Origin of the sequence: Mesorhizobium denitrificans, from assembly GCF_003403035.1 — a bacterium.
Lineage (GTDB): Bacteria > Pseudomonadota > Alphaproteobacteria > Rhizobiales > Rhizobiaceae > Mesorhizobium_G > Mesorhizobium_G denitrificans.
This window is the reverse complement of record NZ_QURN01000018.1, coordinates 22,809-41,936: the sequence shown is the minus strand read 5'-3', so window position 1 is coordinate 41,936 and position 19,128 is coordinate 22,809. Positions and strand designations below refer to the sequence as shown.

17 protein-coding genes are annotated in these 19,128 nt (G+C 63.1%); 6 read left to right on the top strand and 11 right to left on the bottom strand.

Annotation, left to right across the window (positions count from 1 at the left end):
- Position 1: 1 nt before the first annotated feature.
- Positions 2-694: an ABC transporter ATP-binding protein gene (locus DY251_RS19055; RefSeq protein ID WP_116625496.1), complete on the top strand. Its 693-nt coding sequence runs from the start codon at positions 2-4 to the stop codon at positions 692-694.
- A gap of 14 nt (positions 695-708) precedes the next feature.
- Positions 709-1,083, top strand: coding sequence for a hypothetical protein (locus tag DY251_RS19050; protein ID WP_116625495.1), 375 nt, complete (start codon positions 709-711; stop codon positions 1,081-1,083).
- 213 nt (positions 1,084-1,296) lie between these two features.
- Here the strand turns inward: DY251_RS19050 and DY251_RS19045 are convergent, their stop codons facing one another.
- The 5 genes from DY251_RS19045 to DY251_RS19025 form a co-directional block, all read right to left on the bottom strand.
- On the bottom strand, positions 1,297-2,262 hold the full coding sequence (locus tag DY251_RS19045) for an FAD:protein FMN transferase (protein WP_116625494.1): 966 nt from the start codon (positions 2,260-2,262) through the stop codon (positions 1,297-1,299).
- A complete protein-coding gene (locus DY251_RS19040; RefSeq protein ID WP_116625517.1) occupies positions 2,243-4,450 on the bottom strand; it encodes a PepSY domain-containing protein in 2,208 nt (735 codons plus the stop codon). The genes DY251_RS19045 and DY251_RS19040 overlap by 20 nt, the downstream gene beginning before the upstream one ends.
- Before the next feature lie 12 nt (positions 4,451-4,462).
- Positions 4,463-4,933: a DUF2271 domain-containing protein gene (locus DY251_RS19035; protein ID WP_116625493.1), complete on the bottom strand. Its 471-nt coding sequence runs from the start codon at positions 4,931-4,933 to the stop codon at positions 4,463-4,465.
- Between the two features lie 226 nt (positions 4,934-5,159).
- Positions 5,160-5,585 (bottom strand): cytochrome b, encoded by a 426-nt coding sequence (locus tag DY251_RS19030; RefSeq protein ID WP_245416041.1) that lies wholly within the window; start codon positions 5,583-5,585, stop codon positions 5,160-5,162.
- A gap of 85 nt (positions 5,586-5,670) precedes the next feature.
- Positions 5,671-6,051 carry a PepSY domain-containing protein gene (locus DY251_RS19025; protein WP_116625492.1) on the bottom strand — a complete coding sequence of 127 codons (381 nt, stop codon included), beginning with the start codon at positions 6,049-6,051 and terminating at the stop codon, positions 5,671-5,673.
- 142 nt (positions 6,052-6,193) lie between these two features.
- Here DY251_RS19025 and DY251_RS19020 point away from each other — a divergent pair, with 142 nt between their 5' ends.
- The 4 genes from DY251_RS19020 to DY251_RS19005 all read left to right on the top strand — a co-directional run bounded on the left by DY251_RS19020 (position 6,194) and on the right by DY251_RS19005 (position 11,597).
- On the top strand, positions 6,194-6,853 hold the full coding sequence (locus DY251_RS19020) for a response regulator transcription factor (RefSeq protein ID WP_116625491.1): 660 nt from the start codon (positions 6,194-6,196) through the stop codon (positions 6,851-6,853).
- Entirely contained in the window at positions 6,850-8,178 is a 1,329-nt protein-coding gene (locus DY251_RS19015; protein WP_116625490.1) for a sensor histidine kinase, read from the top strand. The genes DY251_RS19020 and DY251_RS19015 overlap by 4 nt, the downstream gene beginning before the upstream one ends.
- 215 nt (positions 8,179-8,393) lie before the next feature.
- Positions 8,394-9,653 (top strand): MgtC/SapB family protein, encoded by a 1,260-nt coding sequence (locus tag DY251_RS19010; protein ID WP_116625489.1) that lies wholly within the window; start codon positions 8,394-8,396, stop codon positions 9,651-9,653.
- A gap of 156 nt (positions 9,654-9,809) precedes the next feature.
- Complete coding sequence (locus tag DY251_RS19005) at positions 9,810-11,597, top strand: acetate/propionate family kinase (RefSeq protein WP_116625488.1); 1,788 nt, start codon at positions 9,810-9,812, stop codon at positions 11,595-11,597.
- A gap of 18 nt (positions 11,598-11,615) precedes the next feature.
- On the opposite strand, the gene DY251_RS19000 is transcribed toward DY251_RS19005, so the two are convergent.
- From DY251_RS19000 to DY251_RS18975, 6 genes are all read right to left on the bottom strand, one after another.
- Positions 11,616-13,970: a phosphoketolase family protein gene (locus tag DY251_RS19000; protein ID WP_116625487.1), complete on the bottom strand. Its 2,355-nt coding sequence runs from the start codon at positions 13,968-13,970 to the stop codon at positions 11,616-11,618.
- Between the two features lie 95 nt (positions 13,971-14,065).
- Positions 14,066-14,305: an HP1242/YdcH family protein gene (locus DY251_RS18995; protein WP_116625486.1), complete on the bottom strand. Its 240-nt coding sequence runs from the start codon at positions 14,303-14,305 to the stop codon at positions 14,066-14,068.
- 36 nt (positions 14,306-14,341) lie between these two features.
- Entirely contained in the window at positions 14,342-14,755 is a 414-nt protein-coding gene (locus tag DY251_RS18990) for a hypothetical protein (RefSeq protein WP_245416040.1), read from the bottom strand.
- A gap of 72 nt (positions 14,756-14,827) precedes the next feature.
- Positions 14,828-16,186 carry an MBL fold metallo-hydrolase RNA specificity domain-containing protein gene (locus DY251_RS18985; protein ID WP_116625515.1) on the bottom strand — a complete coding sequence of 453 codons (1,359 nt, stop codon included), beginning with the start codon at positions 16,184-16,186 and terminating at the stop codon, positions 14,828-14,830.
- A 71-nt stretch (positions 16,187-16,257) separates the two neighbouring features.
- A complete protein-coding gene (locus DY251_RS18980; protein ID WP_116625514.1) occupies positions 16,258-18,237 on the bottom strand; it encodes a heavy metal translocating P-type ATPase in 1,980 nt (659 codons plus the stop codon).
- A gap of 2 nt (positions 18,238-18,239) precedes the next feature.
- Entirely contained in the window at positions 18,240-18,935 is a 696-nt protein-coding gene (locus tag DY251_RS18975) for a VIT1/CCC1 transporter family protein (RefSeq protein WP_116625485.1), read from the bottom strand.
- Positions 18,936-19,128: the final 193 nt, after the last annotated feature.

Below are 19,128 nucleotides of genomic sequence, written 5' to 3'. Positions count from 1 at the left end.
CATGGCGCTCGGCGATATCCTCATCGAGGTCGCGGGCGTGGCCAAACATTTCGGCGAGGGCGAAACCCGCGTCGATGCCTTACGCTCGGTCGATCTCACAGTGCACGCCGGCGAGGTGATTGCGATGCTCGGTCCCTCCGGTTCGGGCAAGACGACGCTGCTCAACATCATCGGCTGCATCCTCGCCCCCTCGGAGGGGCGGGTGGTACTCGACGGGGAGCCGGTGTTCGACGGCAGATGGCTACGGCGCGACCTGAGACGCCTCAGGCTCGACAAGATCGGCTTCATCTTCCAGGCGCACAACCTCCTACCCTTTCTCACGGCGCAGGAAAACGTCTCGGTCGTGCTGGATCTTGCCGGCTGGCCCGCCGACGATGGCCGGGCACGGGCGCGCGAACTGCTCGACTATCTCGAGGTCGGCCACCGCGCGACGGTCAAGCCGGCGCTGCTTTCGGGCGGCGAGGCGCAGCGCGTGGCGATCGCCCGGGCGCTCGCCAACCGTCCCCGCATCATTCTGGCCGACGAACCGACCGCCGCGCTCGACGGCGCGCGGGCCGGGCTGGTGATGGACCTTTTGCGCAAGCTCGCCCTCGAGCAGGAGGCCTGCATCGTCACCGTCACCCATGACGAGAAGATTTTTGACCGTTTCGACCGGCTGGTCCATCTACGCGATGGCCGCCTCGCAAACGCCTGACCCCGGAGGATGCCGTGACCGAGAGACCCCGTACCCTGTCCATCGCCGTCGCCGTCGCGGTGATCTTCGGCCTGCTGACCATCGTTTCAGGTGGGAGGGCGCTGTTCGGCAGCGCCGACATGGGTGCGGTGGTGCCGTTCGTGCTGTGGTTCAACTTCCTTGCCGGGTTTGCCTATGTTCTGGCCGGGATCGGCCTGTGGCGCGGCGCGGGCTGGGCGCCGATGCTGTCGCTCGGCATCGCCGTGACGACGGCGGCGGTGTTTGCAGCCTTCCTGTGGCATGTCGGCTTCGGCGGTGCGTGGGAGGCGCGCACCATGGGCGCTATGATCCTGCGCACCGGCATCTGGATTGCCATCGCCGCACTTGTGTTGCGGCGTAAGAAAGCCTGACATAACCCGTCACCCAGCCAGCAACGGTGGGCTCCCCCTCTCCTCCCGAGAACGCGACCACGCCAGCCAGGAACCTGACATGAAACGATTTCTGCCCATTGACCTGCCGCTGGTCCGTACGCTCGCCACCGTCCTCGGCATGGCGATGACCGGAAATTAGCTCCATATATCATTCTTGAGCAAAGCTGCACTAACCACGTTCAGCACGCACAATCATCCGTGACTTTCCTTTGAGAACAGCGGCCCTACCGCTTCCTGCCGGATCCCGCTTTCGTCATCGTGAATGAGAAACAATGCATTGAGGCCAAGGCGCCGGGCAAGTTCGGACCCGGATTTTGGGCCGAGGACCATCAACGCGGTGGCCCAGGTGTCGGCTTCGGCGCAAGTTTGCGCGACGACCGTTACCGAAGCGGGCGGTGATGGCAAAGGTACTCCGCGGCGGGGGTCCATGGTGTGCGAGAGACGGCGCCCGTTCACGACGGTCCAGTGTCGATAGTCACCTGAGGTCGCAACCGCGGCATCCTGCAAGGCGAGAATGGAATGCGGCGCACGGCGTTCCCTGTTCGGGAGTTCGACGGCGATGCTCCACGGTTCACCGTCAGGACGCAGGCCGAGCGCCCGCATCTCACCGTCGATACCGACCATCCCGGAAGTGATGCCGAAGCAGTCGAGGGTCATGGCCAGCCGATCGACGCCATATCCCTTGGCGATGCCGTTGAGGTCGAGGGTAATCGGCGCGATCTTTCGTACCTTTCCGTTGACAGAATCCAGTTCCAGCACTTCGTGGGCAGGCTGGCGTGGGACAGCGAACGCCTTTCGGATCTGGCGCTCGTCGGCCGCAGCCGGGCCAAAACCCCAAGCGTTCACCGCATCGCCCACGCCAATATCGAAAGCTCCCCCAGAAATCCGGCCGATGCCAAGCGCGAGGCGCAGCACGTTCATCAGCCGATCGGGCGCCCCAATCCATTCGCCGACGGGGCCGGCGTTCAGCCGCATCAGATCACTATCGGGCTTCCAGGTGGACATCTGCGCGTCCACCTCGTCTACCGCCGCTTGAAATGCGTCCTGAATCGGCTTTGGATCGAACCCCGTCGCCGCGTAGAAAAGCGCTGACCAGCGCGTTCCCATGGTGGGTCCGTTGAGCGCGTGCCGGATTGGATCAGTAGACGTCTTCGACATAGCGCCCCTCCGCCTTGAGTAGAGCCGGCGTCAACCCGGCGGGCGTGAGAATCTCGGCGAGCGCCGACGAAACGCCGGCGGCCATGCCGCGCCCGCCGCAGACCATGACCCTCGCGCCCCCACGAACCAGAGCTACAATCTGGGCGGCCTCTTCACGCAGCGCATGCTGGACATAGCGAGGCATTCGCCCGCGCGAGAAGGCCGTGACGAGCTGACGAAGGCGGCCCTCTCGATGCCAACCCGTCAATTCTTCCTCGTAGAGAAAATCACGGGCGGGGTGACGCATTCCGAAGAACAGGTGGACGGGACGATGCTGTGCGTTGGCGCGCACGAAGCCTGCCAACGGCCCGATACCCGTTCCGGCTCCGATCAGGATCAGCGGCGTACGACTCCGGCCGGCATGGAAGCCTGGATTGAGGCGGATGAACGCGCAAACAGTCTCACCAGGTTTCAGATTGAAGAGCTGTCCGGAACACAGGCCGGAGGGATGTTTCTTGACAACGATCTCGACGAAGCCGTCTCGCCGCCCCGAAGCCAGCGAATAGAACCGGGCGGCGGACGAACCCTCGGGCAAGACGCCGAGAAGATCGCCTGCCGAAAAGCGGCCGAATCCGCGATCCGCCAGCCATTGCCAGAGCGAAACCTTTGGCAGCGCGAAACGCAGGATGGCGGTGGGGGCCTGAACTTCGGCGCCGTATTCACGCCGCGAAACGAGTGTCAGCGGGCGGGCAGCCGGTAGGGCGGGCTGATGGACAAGCTCCAGCTCGATATCTGTCGCCTCGCCTAGCCGTTGTCCCCACCGAGCAAAATCCTGTGGCGACTGGCGGTCCACAGTGTCGTATGGAACCAGCATGCTCCATCCTCGCGCCTCGGCTGCCCTGGCGACCGCCTCGGCAAAGGCGCAGTAGGCCGGGAAACTGCGGTCACCGAAGCCAAGGACCGCCATCGGGACGACCGGCGCCGGCGGCAAGGTTTTCAAGCGATCGAGGAACCCCCGCGCCGTGGCGGGCGCATCGCCGTCGCCGTAGGTGGCGGCAAGAATGAGGATGCGCCGCGCATGCCGGTAACGCGCCGGATCGAAGGACGACATCGGTGCGACATGGACCGCCTGCCCCGCCGCGGTCAGCGCGGTGTGCAGCGTTGCGGCAAAACCCCATGTGCTGCCACCCTCGCTACCGATGAGCAGGATTGTGTCGGCACGCCCGGCCGCCGCATTGCCGCAAATGCGTGGCCGTCCGCGCTGGCCCGCCAGCCAAAGAATGCAGCCGGTGGCCGCCATCGCTGGCACGCCAAGCGCCATCATGCCCAGGAGCAGCCCAAGGATTGCCGCCCCCTGCCCGGTATGGAGCATATAGACGGTTTCCGAAATACGTTGCCATCCGGTCGGATTGCTCCAGGCCAGGAGCGCGCCCGTGCCTTGATCGAGATAGCCGACGCCGCGATCTGTCTTGATCGTGAAGACGTCCATCGCATCGGTCGGATCGGGAAACGTCAAGCTGCGCAACTCGGCAACTGGCGTTCGTTTCAACAGGTCCATTTCCGCCGCTGTCATGCCCGTCCGGCCACTCGTCTCGATCCGGGCAATGGACGACGCGGCTGCATCGGGCAGAAGGTCGAATGTCGATGCCGTCATCCATAGTGCGGTGGCCGAGGACAGCAAGAAGCCGGCGACGGCAACGCGGGCGATCTCGACATGCAACCGGCCGGCGAACGGCCCGCGTATCGGCGCGAACCACCGTCGCCAGCCTCCAGCTCTGCGTGCGACGAGCATTGCACCGGACAGAGACAAGATTAGCATCGCGGCAGCCCCCGCCGCCGTCGCCATGCGCCCGCCGTCACCGAGAAAAAGCGATCGGTGTAAACTGGTCAGCCAGCGCTCGACGGTGTTCGGATCAGCGGATGCAACGCCTTGCCCGGTCACTGAATTGATGACGGCCGCTTCAGGTACGCCGTTCTCAAACCAATAGGCGGTGATCTTACCGGAGGGTGCGCGCCGGATCTGCTCGACCTGGGAATGGACGGCGAGGACGCGCTCAGTCAGCCTCGCCACCGAGAGGCCGGCCTCCGCCTGCGGCACGGACAGCTGCTCGGCGGCGGGAAACAGCGAAAGAGCCGCGCCGCTGAGGCTCAGGACCAGCAATAGGAGAGCGGCCAGAAGACCCGGCCAACGGTGAACGACACGGATCATGTCATTCACCGCCTAGAAGGAGTAGGTCACGGTCGAAACATACCGCCGGCCCCGAACGGGCGTCTGCGCGCCGGCGGAGGTCAGGGGAACCGCCACCTCGTTGGGGCTGTCACGCATATCTTCGACGGCTGCGTCGACGTGCAGCGTGTAACCCGCGTCGAAGAGCACATCCGCAAGATCGAGCGAGATCTCCAGCGTGCGCCCGGCACCCACGCTGGCCCCGGTAATGCCGTCGATCTCGGCACGATTGCCGCCGCTGGCGCGATACCAGCCCGAGAGATGCTCATAGTATTTGGACTTGCCGCCGGCGATCCAAAGCGTGCCGGCGTATTCGCCTTGAGGATCGGTCACATACAGCGCGAGATAAGCGCCGTCGCCACCATAATTGCTCAACGTGGCGGTCAGTGTCACGGGTCGCGCCATGGCGGAACCAGGCAGCGTGAGCGCGGTCGTCATGGCGAGAGCTGCGAGAAGCAATTTCATGTCGGTTTGCCTTCTTCGAAGAAACGATTTCCGGGCCGCCACACGAAGTCGGCCCGTCTTCATCACTGTGGCAAGACAGCCTGAGCCCCGCCTGACGGCGACAGTGATTTTGCTTCAGCTCTTCGTCAGGAAATGCAAGGCCCGCCCGCGACACCTGCCGCGCGCAAAAGCGGCGGACCGGCTAGCAGGCCCACCGCAAAGGCTTGATACAACGCTTGGAAAGTCGTTAGCGCGAGGACATGCGCTCAAGCGTGCCATCGCGCAGCACGAACTGGTGCCAGATGGCAAGGGCCGCATGCAGGCCGGCCAGGTAAAGGATGATCGCGTCGGCATTCTCGTGAACGTCCGTGACCAGACCCGGCGCGCCCTGCACCCGCTCGGCAATGGCCGGAAGCTGAATGCCGAAGAAGGAAACGGGGACTCCGAGGCGCGAAGCGGCGTACCAACCGCTCAGCGACAGGGCTATCAGGAACAGATAGAGCACCGCGTGGCCGAGCCTGGCGGCGACGGCAAGACGACCATTGGCGCAGTGCCTCCGGCGAACCGTAGGATCAGGTGCGAAAGCGCAAGGACAAGCACCGCCAGCCCGAACGAGAAATGCTGCAAAGGCGGGTTTTCGGCCATATGCCGACCACCCGTCGATGTCAGCCATGCCCCGAGAATGAGCAGGGCAGTCAGCCAGTGGATGACGATCATGCTTTTTTCGGCGAGGTGAGCGGTACTTATTTCACGACAACCTACGGCCGCGCGATCGTCTCGAACAGGGTGTTCGAGGGTGTCCCGCCTGGAGCACCACCTTCCGTCGTCCCAGGTCTCTCATGCCTCGACCCGTGACGATCGTCATCGCGATCCCTGTGCCGGAACTTGACAATTTCCAGCGTTTCCGGATCGACCTTAGCCTTGAACGCCCGGCCGTTCTCATCGGCGCCCCGGATTTCGTAACAGCCGTCGTCGATCTTGATCCGGGTGACGGTCCACCCTCGCCCGGCGGCCATCGTCTCTACGGCCTCACGCGGCTTCCATCGGTCCATTGAAACATAGCAATCGTCGTCAGCCCTGGCGATGCCGGGAGCCGCCAGCGCCAGAACGAAGATCGCGGCCGCCATGTGCTTCATCATTTCATTGCTCCTGATCAACGCGCCTTTGGTGTGACTATGGCAGTATTTTCTGACGAACGCCTGATGCGCTGATGGGCATCTCTTCAGCAAACCGACAGCTTCGGGCGATAGGTGAGGAGACAAGGAAGCGGGTGATCTTTAAATGAGAATTTTGCTGGTCGAAGATGATGCTATCCTCGGTAAGGCTGTGCGCGAGCAGGTTGCAGCCAGCCATTCGGTGGATTGGGTGACACGGCTTGATGCGGCGCGTGAACATCTCCAGAGCGCCGCCTATGATCTCATTTTGCTGGACCTGATGCTTCCAGACGGGTTGGGAATCACCTTCCTGAAAAGGCTGCGAGCCGAGGGCAGCGTGACGCCGGTCATCATCCTGACGGCTCTCGACCAGATCTCCGACCGCATCGCGGGCCTCGATGCGGGCGCTGACGACTACATGATCAAGCCGTTCGACCTCTCGGAACTCACTTCACGGCTGAACGCCGTGGCGCGGCGCTACAGCGGTAACCCCAACCCCCTTGTCGAAATCGGCGATCTGCGCATCGACCTTGCCGCCAAAACCGTAAGGCGTGGCGACGGCCCCGTGGAGCTTACCGGCCGCGAATGGGCCCTGTTCGAGGCATTCCTGCAGCGACCCGGCGTTGCGATGACCAAGGCACAGCTCGAAGACCGGCTCTATGCGTTCGGCGCCGAGGTAGAGAGCAATACGATCGAGGTTCATGTCAGCAGGTTACGCAAGAAGCTCGGTCATCCCGTGATCGATACCGTCCGCGGGATCGGATACCGGCTCGGAAACGCCCGATGATGCAGCCCAAAAGCTTGCAGTGGCGGCTTTCGCTGTCGCTTGGGTTGGGTATGACCGTGCTGTGGGCGATGGCGGCTATCGTGACCGCGCAGATGCTGCGCCATGAGATGGACGAGGTTTTTGACAGCGCGCTTGAGGAAACGGCGCAGCGCATTTTACCTCTTGCGGCTATCGAGATCGTTGGTCGCGATGCTGACGATGCGGAACAGCGCGTGGCGACGCTGCGCCGGCACGACGAATATCTCACCTATCTGGTCCGTGATGGTCAAGGGAAGGTTCTGCTGCGCTCGCACAGCGCCGACTTGGCCGTGTTTCCGCCTTTTTCCGGAATGGGTTTCGCCGACACGCCCACACACCGCCTTTATTCCGATGCCGCCCTCCAAGGGAGTCTTACCATTATGATCGCAGAGCCTCTGTCGCATCGCCGCATTAGTGCCGGGCGGGCCTTGCTGGCGCTCGCTCTGCCGCTGGCAATCATCATTCCGCTCGGCCTGATAGGCATCTGGGCGATCGTTCGTGTCTCTATGACGCCGGTGCGTAGCTTCAGGTCACAAATCGAGGCGCGGGGTGGCGGGGATCTTGCTCCAATTGCCGCAGACAACCTGCCCTCGGAGATTGACCCTGTCGCAAAGGCAGTAAACCACCTCCTGGACCGGCTAAGGCGTACCTTGCAGGCTGAGCGCAGCCTGGCGGCCAAATCCGCCCATGAACTGCGCACGCCGGTGGCGGCGGCCCTCGCACAGGCGCAGCTCATGATTGCAAATGCACCGGACGACGCCACGCGTGAACGCGCCGAGGATATGCAGACCGCCTTGCGGCGTCTTTCCCGCCTGACCGAAAAACTGATGCAACTGGCGAGGTCCGAGGGCGGGCGTCTTCTGGCAGAGACGCCAGTCGACATCGGCACCATTCTTCGGATGGTCGTGAGCGAACTTGGCGGACACGTCGATACCGTAGGACGTATCGAATTGACGCTGCCAGATGTACCAGTGCTCGCGAGCATCGATGCCGATGCATTCGCGATCCTGACACGAAATCTGATCGAGAATGCCCTCAAGCATGGGGCGCAGGATGAACCGGTCCGCGTCGCGTTGTCGGCCGACGGCGTTTTGCGTGTTGCGAACGCCGGCCCGGTCGTGCCTCCCGAAGTACTTGCGCGGCTGAGCGAGCCCTTCGAGCGAGGTCAGGCTCTGGTGCGCGGCGCCGGTCTCGGTCTGGCCATCGCCAGGACCATTGCTACCGGAACCGGTGGACAGCTTGAACTGACTTCTCCCGCAAGCAACCGGGAAGATGGATTTGAAGCAAGGTTCGTCGTCGGCAAATGACGGCGAGCCTCGTATCGGGAGAAGCGCTTCGCCACTCGCCGCCTCCTGACCACGGTTCGTCTACTCACACGTTCTCACCGACCGAACATGAAATATTGGCGGGGGACCGGCTTGTTGCTAAAGCCGATTTCTCCGAATTGCAAACTGCGTCCGGTTGATATTGATGTGCACAAGAAATGAGTAAAACCAGGCCCTGAGGGGAAAACCCGGAAATCATGGACGGAGACGCTCTGCTGAGCCGCCTGGCGGTATCGCTTTCGATTGGCCTGCTCATCGGTCTGGAGCGCGGATGGCGCACCCGCGACGAGGAAGACCATCAACGCGCGGCGGGTTTGCGCACGTTCGCGTTGACCGGCCTGATCGGCGGCCTTACCGGCGCGTTGGCCCAGCAGTTCGACTCTGGCGTCGTGATCGGCCTTGTCTTCCTCGGTTTCACCGCAGCGTTCACCGCGTACCACTGGCTCGAAGCGCAGGCCGAGCGAAATTACAGTGCAACCTCCGTGATCGCCGGCATGGCGACTTTCCTGCTCGGCACTCTCGCTGTTGTGGGCGATCTTACAGCCGCTATCGCCGGGGCGGTGGCTACCGCCATGCTGCTTGCGCTGCGCGAGCCGTTGCACCGCTGGGTCGCGTCACTGAGCTGGAGCGAGATCCGATCGGGCCTGACGCTGTTGGCAATGACGTTTCTGATGTTGCCTATCCTGCCGAACAGAACGATCGATCCCTGGAATGTCGTCAACCCATACGAGATCTGGCTGCTGACGATCCTGATCGCTGCCGTATCTTTCGCCGGCTACGTGGCTGTCCGCATTTTCGGGGGCCGGCTCGGCGTACTGATGACGGCGATTGCGGGCGGGTTGGCCTCGTCGACAGCCACTACCTTGACTTTAGCAAGGCTTGCCCATCGACATCCGGATTCCAGCGCGCTGCTTTCCAGCGGAGTTCTCCTGGCGGGGTTGACCATGATCATTCGCGTCGCAGTCGTGGCGACCGCATTGAACCCGTCCTTGTTTCCTCACCTCAAATGGCCCTTGCTTATCGGCGGCGGCGTGCTCGCCATTGGCGCCGGGCTGCTGTTGTTGCAAAGTCGAGGCGCCTCGGAACGGCCGGAACTCAAGATCACCAACCCGCTCGAACTGGCGCCTGCTCTAAAAATGGGCGCGCTCATCACTGTGGTCATGGTGATGTCGCAGCTGCTTCAGCAGTTTTTCGGGAATGCGGGTATCCTGACAATCGCCGCCGTTTCAGGGATAGCCGATGTGGACGTCATTTCGATTTCAATGGCACGGATGGCTTCACAGACCGTCGAGCCGAAGCTTGCGGCACAGGCGATCCTGATCGCTGTGGCCATGAATACGCTTGCCAAGGCCGTGATGGCGGCATGGGTCGGAGGATTCAAACTCGGTTCGCGCGTAAGCACCTTCAGTCTGTTCGGCGTTGCAGCCGGCGTAGCGGCGTCAGTGCATCTTAATTAACTCGGACTTCAGGGTAGGCGCCCAACCCGACTTGCGAGAGACCCGATTTCATACCGTCATGTCACCGAACAAGAAGATCGCTATGGTAATAGGCACGGTGAAAGAATAGCCCGAGCTTCCTAGGCCAGATCCTTTATCAACGAGCAGGCAAACCGAATGAGAACACTGGTCTTCAACGCCGGCAGCTCCAGCCTTAAATTCGGAGTGTTCGACGTCGCTTCAGACACGCGGGAAGTTTTCAAGGGATCGTTCGAACGCTTTCGCGAGGGGATGTGTGACTTCCGTTTTCGCTGCGGCAAAGCCGACCAGCGCGGTTCGGCCAGCCATGCGAGCATCGACGAGGCCATCGCCGCCATCCCCGGCGTGCTGAAGCAATTCGGCCTGGCCGCGCCCGACGCGATCGGCCACCGTGTCGCGCATGGCGGCAGCACATTCATCGCACCCGCGATCCTGGAAGACGCCATCGTCGTGAAGATCGAGGATTTATCGCCGCTGGCGCCGCTGCACAATCCGGCCAATCTCGAGGCCATAAAGTTATGTCGTGCGCTGTGGCCGGCCGTGCCGCAAGTCGCGGTATTCGATACTTCCTTCCACCTAACCAATCCGACTTTTGCCACCACCTATGCGGTGCCGGAGGCCTGGCGCCGGGCGGGCCTGCGCCGCTACGGCTTCCACGGCACCTCGCACAAATACGTGGCGCTACGCGCGGCCGAGGAAACCGGCCAGCCCCTTTCCAATCTTCAGATCGTCTCCGTGCATCTCGGTAATGGGGCGAGCGTCTGCGCCGTCAACCGTGGCCGGTCCATGGACAGTTCCATGGGCATCACGCCGCTTGAAGGACTGGTCATGGGCACGCGCTCCGGCGATCTCGATCCCGGCGCCTTCGGTTTCCTTGCCAGACAACTGAGCCTTTCCGTCGCCGATATCGAAACCGCCCTCTACAATGACAGTGGTCTCAAGGGGCTAGCCGGCTCGTCGGACATGCGTGACATCGAGGATCGCGCCGCCGCAGGCGACGCGCAGGCGCAACTCGCCATCGAAATCTACGCCTACCGGGCGCGCAAATATGTCGGCGCTTATGCGGCCGCGATGGGCGGCATCGATGCCCTGGTCTTTACCGGCGGCATCGGCGAGAACTCTGCCTCGATGCGCAGGCGCATCTGCGACGGCCTTGCTTTCATGGGCCTGCAACTCGACCTCGACCGCAACGCCGCGCCGGACCTTTCCGGTCGCGCCGCGCCGCAAATCCAGGCCTATGGCTCGCGCGTGTGCGTCTTCGTCACGGAAACGGCGGAGCAATTGATGATTGCACGCGAGACGGCCCAGGCCCTCGCTCGGGTGGCGCCGGCGGTCGAAACTATCCCGGTGGCCGTCTCGGGGCGCCATGTCCATTTGTCGCGCGAAGCGGCCGATGCCCTGTTCGGCAAGGGTTACGAACTGACACCGGCAAAGCCACTGCGTCAGCCCGGCCATTGGGCAGCGCGCGAGCGGGTAACGTTGGAAGGGCCGAAAGGAAGGCTGGAGAACGTCGCCATTCTCGGGCCACTGCGCATGCGTACGCAGGCGGAGATCTCGCGCACCGACAGTTTCGTGCTCGGCATCGACGTGCCAGTACGCGAAAGCGGCAAGCTGGACGGCACGCCGTCGGTGACGGTGGTCGGTCCGGCCGGCACGTTCGCGAGTGACGGTCTGATCGTGTCGGCCCGCCACATCCACACCAACCCGCATGACGCCGCCAGACTGGGCCTCACAGATGGAGAACTGATCGACGTGTATGTCGGTGACGGGCCGCGTAGGGTGACCTTCGCGCAGACGCTGGTGCGCGTCGGAGAAACCTCATTCACCGAGATGCACATCGATACGGACGAGGCGAATGCTGCCGGTATCGGCGCCTGTGCCGAAGGCGAGATCGTGCCCGGGCATGCGGCCACGCTCCGGTCCTGACGAGGTTACCTGGCCGGGTTACCTGGCTGGCCAACTCCAGCCTGCGATTTCCGGCATGTCCTCGCCATGCTCGCGCACATAGGCCCTGTGCTCGGCCAGTTTGCGCTCCAGCAGCACAGCGAGGGACGCCGAACGTGCGCCGATGCCGGGCAGGCGCCTCAGCGCCGCAAGTGCGAGGTGGAAACGGTCCAGCCCGTTCAGTACCGCCATGTCGAAGGGGGTCGTGGTGGTGCCCTCTTCCTGGAAGCCATGGACATGGAGGTTATCGTGGTTGGCGCGCCTATAGGTCAGCCGGTGAATCAGGTAGGGATAGCCGTGATAGGCGAAGATCACCGGCCGGTCCCTCGTGAACAGAGCGTCGAACATCGCGTCGGAAAGGCCGTGCGGATGGACGGAATCGGGCTGGAGCGTCATCAGGTCGACGACGTTGACCACCCTGATCTTCAACTCCGGCAGCGCCTTGCCCAACATGCCGACGGCCGCCAGCGTCTCCAACGTCGGCACGTCGCCGCAACAGGCCATGACCAGATCCGGCTCTTCTTCCGAGGCACAGGTCGAGGCCCATTCCCATATGCCGGCACCAGCGCGGCAGTGCGTTTCCGCCTCCGTCGCGGTCAGCCATTGCGGTTGCGGCTGCTTGCCGGCGGTAATGACGTTGATGCGATTCCAGGTACGCAGACAGTGGTCGGTGATCCACAGGAGCGTGTTGGCGTCCGGCGGGAAATACAGCCGCACTATGTCGGCTTTCTTGTTGGCCACAAAATCGGCGAAGCCCGGGTCCTGGTGGCTGAAACCGTTATGGTCTTGCCGCCAGACATGCGAGGTGAGCAGGTAGTTCAGCGAGGCGACCGGCTTGCGCCATGGCAGAGCGGACGAGGATTGCAGCCATTTGGCGTGCTGGTTCACCATCGAATCGACGATGTGGATAAAGGCCTCGTAGCAGGAGAATAGGCCATGCCGTCCAGTCAGCAGATAGCCTTCCAGCCAGCCCTGGCACAGATGCTCGGACAGCACCTCCATGACCCGGCCCTCGCGCGCCAGATGCACGTCGTAGGGCTCGATCCCCTCCATCCAGACGCGATCAGTCACTTCGAAGACGGCGTCAAGCCGGTTCGATGCCGTTTCGTCCGGTCCCATCAGGCGAAAATTCCGGGCATCGGCGTTGAGCCGCATGACCTCGCGCAGATAAGCGCCCATATAACGGGTCGTTTCCAGGTTCGTCGCGCCGGGGCGCGTCACTTCGACGGCGAGGCTTTTCCAGTCCGGCAGCACGAGGTCCTTCTTGAGAAGCCCGCCATTGGCATAAGGCTGCGCGCCCATACGCTTCAGACCTTCCGGCGCAAGAGCGGCCAGTTCGGGCAGGAGACGGCCGCCCGCATCGAACAATTCGTCGGGCCGGTAGCTGCGCATCCAATCTTCAAGAATCTTGCGGTGCGCGGCATCGCCGCGCGCATTAGAAACCGGCACCTGATGCGAACGCCAGAAACATTCGACCTTCTTGCCGTCGACCTCCTTTGGCCCGGTCCAGCCCTTCGGGCTGCGCAGCACGATCATCGGCCAGCGCGGCCGCTCACCCGACCAGCCGTCGCCGCGCGCCTGCCGCTGGGTTTCGCCAATCCGGTCAGCAGCCCGGTCGAGCGCCCCCGCCATCAGCGCGTGCATGGCCATCGGCTCGTGGCCCTCCACGAACAGAGGCTCATAGCCATAGCCCTCGAACAGGCTTTTCAGCTCGGCATCATCCATTCGCGCCAGCAGCGTCGGATTGGCGATCTTGTAGCCGTTGAGGTGCAGGACAGGCAGCACGGCACCGTCCACCTTCGGGTTCAGGAATTTGTTGGAGTGCCACGCCGCAGCCAGCGGTCCGGTTTCAGCCTCGCCGTCGCCGACGACGCAGGCGACGAGCAGGTCGGGATTGTCGAAGGCCGCACCGAAGGCGTGGGCGAGCGCGTAGCCGAGTTCGCCACCCTCGTGGATCGAGCCCAGCGTTTCCGGCGCGACATGACTGGGCACCCCGCCGGGAAAGGAGAATTGCTTGAAAAGCTTGCCCATGCCGGCCGCGTCACGGCCGATTTCGGGATAGATCTCGCTGTAACTGCCTTCCAGCCAGGTGTTGGCGACCATGGCCGGGCCGCCATGGCCCGGACCGCAGACATAGAGCACATCGAGGTCGCGCTCACGGATCAGCCGGTTCAAATGCACGTAGATGAAGTTCAGGCCTGGCGTCGTACCCCAATGGCCCAGCAGGCGCGGCTTGACATGCTCAGCTCGCAGCGTCTCGGCGAGCAGCGGGTTGTCCATGAGGTAGATCTGCCCGACGGACACATAGTTCGCCGCCCGCCAATAGCGGTTCATCAGTTCGAACTGTGTGTTCATCGTCTCCGGCTCCTTCTCTGGGAGAATAGCCTGCTGCTCTTCCCGAAATCGCGTGTGAACGGGCGTGGCCGCAGAAGGAGGCCACGCGGTTGCGGTCACGCCTTGGTGAGTGCAGCGGCGATCTTGTCTTTCAGCATCAGGCGCTGACGACGCAGCGCCGCCTCCGCTGCTTCGGAAATGGCGTCCAGACGCGTCTCGGCGCGATGAATCTTGTCATTCACCTCATCATATTCCGTCAGAACAAGCGCGAATTCCGAACTGTTCGCTTTCAGGGCATGAATGGCATCTATCTGGTTCGGGAATTCGTCGCCAAGCGTGTGGGGGGTATTGGACAAGGTTTTGCTCTCCTTTCGAGTAGCTGTTGCCCGGTATCAGGGCTTTTCGACGCGCGCGACCTGATAGGTATGAAACTCGTCTCCGCGACCGACCGAGACATACTCACCAACGCGGAAACATTCTTCGCCCAGGCGGAAACCGATCTCGTCGTCTCGATCCCCCTCCTCATAGTCGAAATACCATTGTCCGCCGGGCTTGCGCCGTAACCGGCCGATCCTGACGGTCTCGCCATTCTGGAAATACCGGACGCGGCAGGCTTCCTGAGACTTCTTCCACTCGTGCGGATCGAGAAATCCTTCGCGATCGAGCGGTAAAAGAAGATCGTAGCCTTCGTCGCGGTCCCCGTCAGGATGTCCCTTGTCGCGCGCAAGAAGCAGCCGCACATGGCGGAAAGTGGGGGGGAGTTCTTTGGCTTCAACCACAATCCGATCCTTCTTTTTCTTCCTCATACGCGACTTGCGATGGCATTTTCTTGATCTGGCGCAAATGAGATCGTGGCGAGTCTGACCAGGTGCGCGCGGTTACAGGCGAAACTTCTGATCCTGTCGTGGCACGACGCTCGGCCAGCCCAGTTCGCGCTCGATCCTGACCCGGAGAGCCTCGGAGGCCTCCGGCTCACCGTGGACGATGAACACACGCCGGGGCGCTCGCTTGAAACCTGAAAGCCAACGCATCAATCCGTTGCTGTCGGAATGGGCCGAGAGCATGTCGATCTGCGCAATCTCCGCATTGATCGGCACCCAAGCGCCATGGATCTTAAGATCTTTCGCCCCTTGCTGTAGTGTACGCCCGCGTGTTCCAGGAGCCTGGAACCCCGAGAGGAGGATCGTGCATCTCGGATCGGGGCCGAATGTCTTGAGATGGTGCAGCACGCGCCCTCCGGTCGCCATACCGGAAGCAGAGATGACAATCTTCGGAAATGGGCTTGCCGTAATCGCCTTCGAAGCTTCGACATCCTTGGTGTACTGGGCGACACCGAAAGCTTCACGGCATGTCGCATGGTCCAGTTTATGATCGCGCGGGTGGCGGCGCATCATGTCGGTGGCGTCGGTGGCCATTGGGCTATCGAGGAAGATGGGTATGGACGCGAGACGTCCGGCCCGCTTCAGCGTCCAGAAATAGTAGAGAAGCTGTTGCGCCCGCCCGACGGCAAAGGCTGGTATGATGAGCGTGCCGCCTCGCTTGACCGTCCGTTCCGCGATGGCGCCCAGCGCCTCGGCCGGATCGTCCGCCGAGTGAACCCGGTCGCCATAGGTCGATTCGACCACGACGTAGTCGGGCTCACCACCGGAGACCGGGTCTGGAAACAGCGCATCGTCGTAGCGCCCGATATCGCCTGAAAAGATCAGGCTGCGATCGCCCCAGCGAATCTCGGCATGCGCGGCGCCCAAAATATGGCCGGCGTGGCGGAAGCGCAGCGTCAGGCCATTGGGCAACGAGATGGTCTTGTCGAACGGAACGGTCGAGAATTGTTCGAGAGCCCGCCGTGCGTCATGCGTACCGTAGAGGGGCAAGGCGGGTAAATGCTTCGACAGATGGTGTCGGTTGAGGAACTCGGCATCCTTCTCCTGCAGGAAGGCACTGTCCATCAGGATCAGCTCGGCGACGTCCCGCGTTGCCTCTGTCGCGTAGATCTTGCCACGGAAGCCGTCCCTGACGAGCCGGGGCAGGTATCCGGAATGGTCGAGATGGGCATGCGTCAGGATGACCGCGTCGATCGCCCCCGGTTGAACCGGAAGCTCCTCCCAGTTCAGTTCACGCAGGTTCTTGAGCCCCTGGAACAGGCCGCAATCAATGAGGACGTGGTGGCCCTCATGTGTGAGGAGATGTTTCGACCCAGTAACGGTCCCAGCCGCGCCGAGCGATTTCAATGTTGGCATTTGCGGCCTTTCTGCGGTTCCTGGGGCAGGAGAAGACTCGGGCATCGGCGCATTCGGCGCGCCGGGCCAGATCATGAAGCGGTGGGAGATGTCACCCGCGATCGAAGCCTGCTGCTCGCCGGGTCTGGAAGATCGGGTTGGCGATGGGGACGGGTTTTCTCATCGTCGGTGCGGATTCTGTCCGACAGAAGGCGCAAGCCGTTCAGCACGACCAGCACGGTGCCTCCCTCATGACCGATCACAGCGAGCGGAAGCGGCAGATCGAAGAACAGGCCGCCGATGACCAGCACCAACATGGCCCCGATCGCGAAGACGAGGTTTTGCCGGATGATCCCGGCTGTCCGCCGTGCCAGGCGGTGCGCATCGGCCAGCTTCGTCATGTCTTCCGACAGCAGGGCGACATCGGCCGCCTGAAGCGCGACGTCCGAGCCGGCCGCTCCCATCGCGATGCCGACATCGGCGCGGGCCAATGCGGCGGCATCGTTCACGCCGTCACCTACGAAGGCGACCTTGCCATCGCGTGCGAGTTCACCGACCTTGCGCACCTTGTCCTGTGGAAGCATCTCGGCATGAATCTCATCGGGAGCAAGGCCAAGCTCCGCGCCGATGCGCAGGGCTACCGGCTTGCGGTCGCCGGTCATCATGACGATGCGGCTCACACCGCCGGCGCGAAGCGCGGCCAGAGCCGAAGCGGAACTGGCCCTGGCCTCATCCGCCACGCTGACGGCGCCCAGAACAGTAGAACCACGCCCGAGATAGATCACGGTCTGGGCGCTATCGGCGAGTTCCTGGAATGCGGCATGATCGACGGAGGCGCCCATCTCGGCGACAATGTGGACGTTTCCTGCCCATATCAGGCCGGATGCATCGTGGCCGACGATGCCGGCGCTCGGGTGAGACGTCACGTCCACGACCTCCGCCGGCTCGATACCGTGAACGAGGGCCTCGCGACGAATGGCGGCCGCTATATGATGCTCGGAATGGGCCTCGAGCCCGGACAAGAGGGACAGGAAGCGGCGTTCCTCCCCATCCAACGCGATGACGCGCGTCACCGCCGCGCGGCCATTGGTCAAGGTTCCGGTCTTGTCGAAGGCGAAGGTGTCGACCGCGGCGAGCGTCTCGAGCGCGCCGCCCCCTTTGAACAGCACGCCGCCTCGCGCCGCGGCCGAGAGCGCCGACAGAATCGCGGCAGGGACCGATATGACGATTGCGCAGGGACTGGCCGCGACCAGCAGCGTAGCAGCCCTGTAGAGGGCCTGCTCCCAGTCACGGCCAAGCCAATAGATAACGACAAATGCGAGACCGGCGCCCAGGAGGACGCCAACGGTATAGCGCTGGCCGAACCACGCGCTGAAGCGCTCGGACGGCGCCTTTGCCTCCTGGGCCTCCGTCACGAGCTGGATCATGCGCGCGATCGTGCTGTCGCCAACCGTTTTGGTGACAGTCACGTCCAGAACCCCCTCGAGATTGACCGTGGCCTCGAAGACCTGCTGTCCGGGCTCCTTGGAAACGGGCATGGATTCGCCGGTGATGTTGGCTTCGTCGATGCCGCCGCGGCCGTGTAGGATCAACCCGTCGGTCGGCACGCGGGCGCCCGGACGCAGCACCACGACGTCGCCGACGGCAAGCTCCACGGTGGGAACCTCGGTGACAGTGCCGTCCTCGCCCTTGCGGAAAGCTGTTTCCGGGCGTAGCGCCATCAGCGCCTCGACGGCACGGCGCGCACGCCCGAGCGCCTGATGTTCGAGCGTGGTCGAAACACTGAACAGCGTCAGCAGCACCGCGCCCTCGAATGGCGCCCCAACGGCAGCGGCGGCCACGGCAGCAACCACCATCAGCAGATCGATGTCGAGAATGTGCTCACGCCACAGCGCCGACAGGGCGCTCCAGGCGGTCGGAAGCCCGCCCGCGAGATAGACCAATGCCAGGCCGGGCCATCTGAGGGCGGCAAACCCTTCCACCGGGGGCCAGGTCCCGACTATGGCCAGGATCATCCCCAGGACCGCCAGGCCGGACATGACGGTCTGAAAATCAAACGATACGCGTTTCATGGTCATACCGCCCGGCCGATCAGGGAGCCGATGATCGCCGTCGAGGCCATCGCGACCGCGCCCCAAAAAACCACCCTGAGGGTTGGTTTCCAGATGCTGGCACCGCCGGCCCGGGCACCGACCGCGCCAAGGACGGCAAGGCCGAAGAGGCAGGCGACGGATACGGTCCATGCGGCCGTTCCAGCCGGCGCAAGCAGGGCAACGATCAGTGGTAGGGCGGCGCCTGCCGCGAACGTCACCGCCGAGGTGAACGCTGCCTGGACGGGCCTCGCCATCACATGGCTCGCCAGTCCGAGTTCGTCCCGCGCATGGGCTTCGAGGGCATCCTTTGCCATCATCTGCTCAGCGACCTGTCGGGCCAGTTCTGGGGTCACGCCGCGCTGCTCATAGATCGCTGCGAGTTCGGCCAATTCCGCCTCGGGTTGCGTGGCCAGTTCTTGGCGTTCGCGCGCCATATCGGCCTCTTCGGTATCGGCCTGGGAACTGACCGAGACATATTCGCCCGCCGCCATCGACATCGCCCCGGCTACAAGTCCTGCAACACCGGCCACCAGAATTTCATGAGAAGAGGCCGTAGCGGCCGCCACGCCGACGATGAGGCTCGAAGTCGAGATCAGCCCGTCATTGGCCCCCAGCACAGCCGCTCGAAGCCAACCAATGCGCTCGATGAGGTGATTTTCTTTGTGAAGGGCGCGCATGAATGGTGCTCCGGACAGAGGTCGCATGTTCAATGGGAATGGTGCCGCTCATGAGGAGCCATCCCGGAGAAGTTGGGGAATGGCTTCACAGCATTCTCATTAGAACTATTCTAAACAAATGAACACCGTAAGGCGCGATGAGTCCATGGAAGGGTCGTCCCCATTCACGGACGCCTGCACGACGCGAAAGCTC